This window comes from Aeromonas sp. HMWF014, assembly GCF_963878295.1.
Taxonomy (GTDB): Bacteria; Pseudomonadota; Gammaproteobacteria; order Enterobacterales; family Aeromonadaceae; genus Aeromonas; species Aeromonas popoffii.
The window spans coordinates 5,279-11,694 of the sequence record NZ_CAWNYS010000308.1 but is presented as its reverse complement, the minus strand read 5'-3'; the positions used below and the strand labels follow the sequence as shown (position 1 = coordinate 11,694).

At 59.4% G+C, this 6,416-nt stretch carries 5 protein-coding genes and 1 pseudogene; 3 read left to right on the top strand and 3 right to left on the bottom strand.

All coding sequences use genetic code 11. From position 1 onward, the window contains the following. Both AAC083_RS12720 and lptD read right to left on the bottom strand, forming a co-directional pair. A partial coding sequence (locus tag AAC083_RS12720) for a peptidylprolyl isomerase (protein ID WP_108536804.1) occupies positions 1 to 998 on the bottom strand: 998 nt, incomplete at its 3' end. A 29-nt stretch (positions 999 to 1,027) separates the two neighbouring features. After that, positions 1,028 to 3,487 carry an LPS assembly protein LptD gene (gene lptD, locus AAC083_RS12715; protein ID WP_108536803.1) on the bottom strand — a complete coding sequence of 820 codons (2,460 nt, stop codon included), beginning with the start codon at positions 3,485 to 3,487 and terminating at the stop codon, positions 1,028 to 1,030. 174 nt (positions 3,488 to 3,661) lie between these two features. Here lptD and AAC083_RS12710 point away from each other — a divergent pair, with 174 nt between their 5' ends. The 3 genes from AAC083_RS12710 to djlA are packed head-to-tail and all read left to right on the top strand — an operon-like array spanning position 3,662 to position 6,193. Next, complete coding sequence (locus tag AAC083_RS12710; protein ID WP_108536802.1) at positions 3,662 to 4,672, top strand: aminoglycoside phosphotransferase family protein; 1,011 nt, start codon at positions 3,662 to 3,664, stop codon at positions 4,670 to 4,672. Next, the gene (murU, locus tag AAC083_RS12705) at positions 4,669 to 5,337 is read left to right on the top strand and encodes an N-acetylmuramate alpha-1-phosphate uridylyltransferase MurU (protein WP_108536801.1); all 669 of its coding nucleotides are present in this window, start codon (positions 4,669 to 4,671) and stop codon (positions 5,335 to 5,337) included. The genes AAC083_RS12710 and murU overlap by 4 nt, the downstream gene beginning before the upstream one ends. Before the next feature lie 19 nt (positions 5,338 to 5,356). Beyond that, complete coding sequence (gene djlA, locus AAC083_RS12700) at positions 5,357 to 6,193, top strand: co-chaperone DjlA (RefSeq protein WP_042035084.1); 837 nt, start codon at positions 5,357 to 5,359, stop codon at positions 6,191 to 6,193. A 68-nt stretch (positions 6,194 to 6,261) separates the two neighbouring features. On the opposite strand, the pseudogene AAC083_RS12695 reads toward djlA, so the two are convergent. Then, a pseudogene (locus AAC083_RS12695) lies at positions 6,262 to 6,416 on the bottom strand (NCS2 family permease); the annotation flags it as partial.

The following is a 6,416-nucleotide window of genomic DNA, read 5'->3' as shown; positions in this document are numbered from 1 at the left end:
TCTTCGGAGTGCTTCTCCGCCAGACTGGCGAAGCTGGCCTTGCCGCTCTTGATGTCGTGCAGTATGCCGTCCAGCATGCCCTTGGCCTTCTCTTCGCTCAAGATGATGGAGGGCTTGATCAGGATGTGGCGGGCACGCACTTCGGTCTGTAAGACCTGCTGCTGACCCTTGGTATCGAATACCTTGATGATGTGCAGACCGGCGCCTGAGCGCAGCGGACCTACTATGTCATCCTTCTTGGCACCCTGTACCGCTTCGGCCATCAGGGTCGGCATCTCTTGCGGGCTCATCCAGCCCCAGTCACCCCCTTCCAGCGCCTTGGGACCATTGCTCTCGGCAATGGCCAGCTTGCGGAAGTCAGCCCCCTGCTTGAGGGCGGCCAGGATGCGTTCAATCTTGCTCTTGGCGGCGTTGAGCTGCTCGGCGCTCGGGTTGTCCGGCAGGGCAATCTGGATATGGCCGACATGGTACTGCTGTTGCTGCTGGCCCTGCTTGGCGAGGATGTCCACTACCTGCTTGACCTCCTGCTCCGAGATATTGATGCGGCGGCGCACCTGGTTGCGGCGCACCTCGTTCATCAGTATCTCGCGGCGCACCTCTTCCCGGTACTGGGCATAGGTCAGCCCTTCGCGGGCCAGCTGGGCACGCAGCTGCTCCACCGTCATCTGGTTGTCGGCGGCTATGCTCTGGATGGCTTGTTCCAGCTGGGTGTCGCTGATCTTGAGGCCCTGACGATCCGCCAGTTGCAGCTGCAGGCTCTCCTGGATCAGGCGATCCAGTGCCTGCTTGCGCAGGGTGGCATCGTCAGGCAGGGATTGACCGCTCTCCTGGGCCGAGCTCTTCACTTTCTGTACCAGGGCTTCCTGCTGGCTGGCCAGAACCACGTCCTTGTTGACTACGGCAAGCACCTTGTCCAGCAGCTCGGGGGCGGCGAAGGCACCCTGGCTCATGGCTCCGAACAGGCCTGCAGTCAGCAGGGAAATCAACGTCTTCTTCATATCCATCTCTCAAGGCGTTTGCCAGACCGTTACTGGTCTCGCAGGTTAAACGGACGAATGTAAGGCAGTGCTTCGGTGTCCAGGGAGGTGCCCTTGCTACCGGTACCCACGCTACCCAATCCTTTCATTTCAAACTGAATGCCGAAGCTGCGTTCGGCTGTCGAAGTATTGCTCACGTTATCTGGCGTATTGACCCACTCCAGATTGAAGTTGATGCTCCAGCAGCAGGAGTCATATTTCAGACCCACCTTGCGATCAGATTTCACGTTCTGATTGAGCTCTTTGTAGTAGCCACCGTAAAGGCGCCACTGCTCATTGAGCGGAGTGGTCAACAACAAGCCGACCTGGTTGAGGTCGGTGATCTCATTATTCGTGTTTGGGACAATGTTGGCATCGCGCACAAAGCGATGGTTCAGCTGGCTGATCAGCTTCTCATGGCGATACTCGATGGCGCTGTTGGCGGAGCTGATCTGGCTCTGGTCCATATCATATTGCGCACCGGCATGGGCAAACCACTGTTCGTTGATCTTGGCATCCCCCTCGAGCGAGAGCGGGGAGCGGGTATTGGTGGTCAGGGATTCGCTGGAGTAGAGCTTGACCCTGGGCGCAACAAAATCGAAAGCTTGGGCAACGGCCAGCCGAATTCGTTCATCGCCCGCATCATCGTATATCCGGTTGGTGACACCGACCGACACGCGATTTGAGTCGCTGATGCGATCCAGACCGGCGTAGCGGCGGTCGCTGAACAGGCTGTAGTAGTCCTGACGCATGGTGGTGGAGTCGTAGACACCTATGTTGTCCTGATTTTTGTAGGGCACATAGAGGTACTGGAACTCAGGCTCCAGGGTCTGGTTGGCATCGCCGCCAAACCAGCTCTGGTTGCGCTCGAAGGTCATGCCGCCCTTGAGGCGGAAGGAGGGCAGGGTCCGGCTGATGATGCCTTCGTCCAGCGTGACGTTTTCTTGTCTGCCTGTTCCTGTGTTAGCGCCTTTGGAACTGGGATCAAATCTGTCACGGAAGGCCTGGCTCATGTTGTCCGGCACTTCCTGATCGTAACGGGTGTACATCAACCTGTACTGGCTGTCGAGGTAGTAGCCCGCCTCGTTGATCAGCGGTATGGTCAGAGTCGGGGCCGTGTAGACCCGGGTGCCGGTATAGGCCTCCCCCAGGTTTTGCGCGGAGGACTGGGTGTTGTTGTAACCAAACCGGGTCACTTCGTTATTCCAGGCCAGATCATACCAGCTGCCCTGATGGTAGTAGTTGTGATCGATACGTGGCATCAGCTCGTGGGGCTGCTGGGCACTGGCCAGCAGGATCTGGTAGGTCCGCACCTCGGTGTTGATGTTCCAGCTGGGCTGGAAGTAGCCAGCCATCAGGGATTGCTGCAACTGGTTCTCGACCCAGGTACCCACCTTGGGGGAGAAGTCGTTGAAGTAGTTGTAATCCCGATCCCGGACCTTGGTGTAGTCGAGCGTTGCTCGCATGGCATTATCGGCAAACATAGAGGTGTGACGCGCATTGAGCAGATAGCGATGCCCGTCAGACAGCTTTTGATTCAGGCTGGGTGTTTCATCATATTGTTTGTCGTCTGCCAGATTCTCGAAATAGAGGCTGCCCACATGGGCCGGATCCGGCATGTAGCGGAACTCGACCTGCGCCATCAGGCCCCGTCTGTCCATGAAACGGGATGTGATGGTGGCATCGTAATTGGGCGCTATGTTCCAGTAAAACGGTTGGGTGATGTCCATGCCGTTCTTGGAGCTTTGGGTAAAACCCGGGTAGAGCAGACCGGTTTTACGCTCATCCTTGATGGGGAAGTTGATATACGGGAAGTAGAAAACCGGATAGTCATAGAGCCAGAGGCTGGCGTTCCAGGCTTCCCCGAACACCTCTGTCTGGTCTATGTCGATGCTGCCCGCTTTCAGGGTCCATACTTCCTGGCCCGGTGGGCAGGTGGTGTACTGGGCACCTTCCAGAGTGATGTTCTGGTTGTTGTTGGTCATGGTGACCCGCTCGGCGGAGCCGCGTACCGGTGAGCCATGGACCTGATACTTGCCCTCTTCCAGCTCGGAATTCTTGGTATCCAGGTTGGATTTCAGGGTCTTGTCACTGGTGACTGTGATCTGGCCATCGTTGTAATAGATGTTGCCGATGGCGATGACATCCCGGCTCTTCTGATCGAGCTCGGCATAATCCGAGTCAAATTTGCGCACACCCTGGCGGAGCTTGACATCCCCCTGATAGATGGCGGTGCCGCCCTGTTTAGCCTCGAGCCGATTGGCATCCACTTCGACCAGTTGGGCGTTGGCATCCTGCCCGGGGGCCAGTTTTTCTACCTTGGGTACATAGTCATAGCAGAGCCCGTCCAGGATCCCGGTGGCGGGAGGCGGCGTCATCGGTGCTGCCTGCACTCTGGCCGGGGTCAGGGCTGGAACAAGGCTGATGGTCAGGGCGATGTGAAATGAGTACCCCAGTGTCCATTTTGTCATGTGAAAGACTCGCGCAATCCGTGGTAGCTACGGCTGATTCAAGACATGCATTTTACGACAGGATTCATCGAGTTGACATTGCATGTCATTGCTTTATGTTAGCCGGCAATGATAAAGCATTATTGCGGCCAGGGCTAACAGCCAAGTGCTGCTTTCCAATTTGGTCCCCGACTTATGTACGATCGCGATTCCCTGCTATTGCAATGGGCGCGCCGGATCTCCGGTGATGCCCACCTTCAGTTGACCCTGATTTCCGGTGACGCCAGTTTTCGCCGTTACCACCGTGGCGCTGGCCTGGTGTGGGTGGATGCCAATCCAAAAACTGAAAAAAATCATGAGTTTGTCCGTAATGCAGCCGCCCTGCAGGCAATGGGGTTGCTGGCGCCCGAGGTCAGGGCTGTGGATTATGAGCAGGGCCTGCTGGCTGTGACAGATCTGGGGGATACCCAGCTTATCGGCTGTCTGGATGCGCACAATGTGTTGGCCTGGTATGACAAGGCCATAGCGCTGCTGCCCCGGCTGGGGTCAGTGGATCTGGTACTGGAGCCCTTCGACGCCGCCTTCATGGCCCGTGAAAACAGCATATTCCCCGAGTGGTTGCTGGGCCATCACCTGCAATTTCAGCTCAGCGAAGCCGAGCAACGGCTACTGGATGACACCTTTGCCTGCCTCACCGCCAACAACCTGGCCCAGCCGCAGGGGGTGATGCACCGTGATTTTCACAGCCGCAACCTGATGGTGTGTGGGGGTGACACGCCAGATGGCAGCCAGCTGGCCATCATCGACTTTCAGGACATGGTCATCGGCCCCCTGAGTTATGACCTGGTCTCGCTGCTGAAAGATTGTTACGTGCGCTGGCCTGATGCGGTGATCGAGCAGGGCATGCGACAGGGCTTCGATACCCTGCAGCAGGCAGGGCTGCTTGGCGGGCTCGACTATGCCAGTTTCCGTCGTCATGTTGATCTGACCGGCATGCAGCGCCACCTGAAGGCGGCGGGCATCTTCACCCGTCTCTACCATCGCGATGGCAAATCCGGCTACCTCAAGGACATTCCCCGCACCCTGGGCTATGTGGTGGACGTGTGCCACCAGCATGGCGCCACGTATCCCGTGTTGGCCCGTTTTGGCCAGTGGCTGGAGCAGGTGGTGCTGCCGGGGATAACCCGTGCGGGGATGAAACCATGAAGGCGATGATCCTGGCCGCCGGCCGTGGCGAGCGCATGCGCCCGCTCACCGACAGCCTGCCCAAGCCGCTGCTGGCGGTGGGGGGCAAGCCGCTCATCGTGCACCATATCGAGAAACTCGCGGCGGCCGGTGTGACTGAGCTGGTCATCAACCACGCCTGGCTCGGCCACAAGCTGGTCGAGGCGCTTGGTGACGGCAGTGCTTTCGGGGTGAGTATCCACTGGTCGGCCGAGGAGAGTGCGCTGGAAACCGCCGGTGGCATAGTGCAGGCGCTGCCGCTGCTCGGCCCGGCGCCTTTTCTGGTGATCAACGGCGATACCTGGCTCAGTCTGGACTATCGCTCTCTGGTGACCCAGCCACTGGGGGAGGATCTGGCCCATCTATGGCTGGCGCCCAATCCACCCCAGCATCCCGTCGGGGATTTTTCTCTGCACGCGGGTCGGGTACAGGATGCGCCGGCCCTTACTTTCAGCGGTGTCGGGCTCTATGACCCCGCCGCCTTTGCCGATTTGCCGCCGGGTGCGCGCAAGCTGGCCCCCCTGCTACGCGACTGGATGGCGCAAGGTCGGGTCGGCGGTGCCATGCTGGCCGGCGAATGGCGCGACATTGGCACTGTTGAGCGGCTGCGCGAGCTGGACGAACAGCTGCTGGCCCGCACTCATTAACATCACGAGGTCTTGAACCATGCGTATTTGGGGTAAGGTGCTTGGCGCCTTCTTCGGTTTTCTGCTCGGCAACATCTTTGGTGCCCTGCTTGGCCTCTGGATCGGCCACCGTTTCGATCGGGGCATGGGTATTCGGGGGGCGTTCCAGCGTGGCCCCAGTCAGCAACAGCAGGCGGTCTTCTTTCACGCCACCTTCGCCGTCATGGGCCATATCGCCAAGGCGAGCGGTCAAGTCACGGAGCAGGAGATCCGGGTTGCCTCCAACCTGATGGATCGAATGCGGCTGGTGGGGGATCAGCGGGCCCGCGCCCAGGAGTCGTTCCGGCTGGGCAAGGAGGCCGAGTTCCCGCTGCGGGAAACCCTGGCTGAATTCCGCCGTGCCAGTCTGGGGCAGCGCGACATACTGCGCTTCTTCCTGGAGGTGCAACTGCAGGCCGCCTTTGCCGATGGCAAGGTCGAAGACAACGAGCGGGCTATTCTGCACACCATCGCCGATGAGCTGGGTTTCAGCCGCATCGAGCTGGCCCGTATCCTTGCCATGGCCGAGGCGCAGATGAACTTCTTCAACCGGGCGCACGGTGGGCACTATCAGGACGGTGGGCACGGCGGGCAGCAGTACCGGCAGGAAGCGCCGTCAGCGGATCGCCTCAAGGATGCCTACCAGTTGCTCGGGGTGAGCGAGAGCGACAGCGATCAAGACATCAAGCGCGCCTACCGCAAGGAGATGAGCAAGCATCACCCGGACAAGCTGGCCGCCAAGGGGCTGCCACCGGAGATGATGGAGATGGCGAAGGAGAAGACCCAGGAGATACAGCAGGCCTGGGAGTGGATCCGCGAGGCTCGCGGTATCCGTTGAGTGCCGTCCTCTGCCTGCCATAAAAAATGCCCGTCGATGACGGGCATTTTTGTGTGCGATAGGCAGGCTTAGTGGCTGTCGACCCAGACGAACTTGAGCACGAACAGCAGGGCCACCACCAGCACGCAGGGGTTGATTTCGCGCCAGCGGCCGGTGCCTGCCTTCATCACGCAGTAGGAGATGAAGCCCACGGCGATCCCCTCGGTGATGGAGAAACTGAACG

Excerpts from the sequence above, each read along its gene's own strand:
- lptD (WP_108536803.1), bottom strand. The coding sequence starts at position 3,487 with ATGACAAAATGGACACTGGGGTACTCATTTCACATCGCCCTGACCATC.
- AAC083_RS12710 (WP_108536802.1), top strand. The coding sequence starts at position 3,662 with ATGTACGATCGCGATTCCCTGCTATTGCAATGGGCGCGCCGGATCTCC.
- murU (WP_108536801.1), top strand. The coding sequence starts at position 4,669 with ATGAAGGCGATGATCCTGGCCGCCGGCCGTGGCGAGCGCATGCGCCCG.
- djlA (WP_042035084.1), top strand. The coding sequence starts at position 5,357 with ATGCGTATTTGGGGTAAGGTGCTTGGCGCCTTCTTCGGTTTTCTGCTC.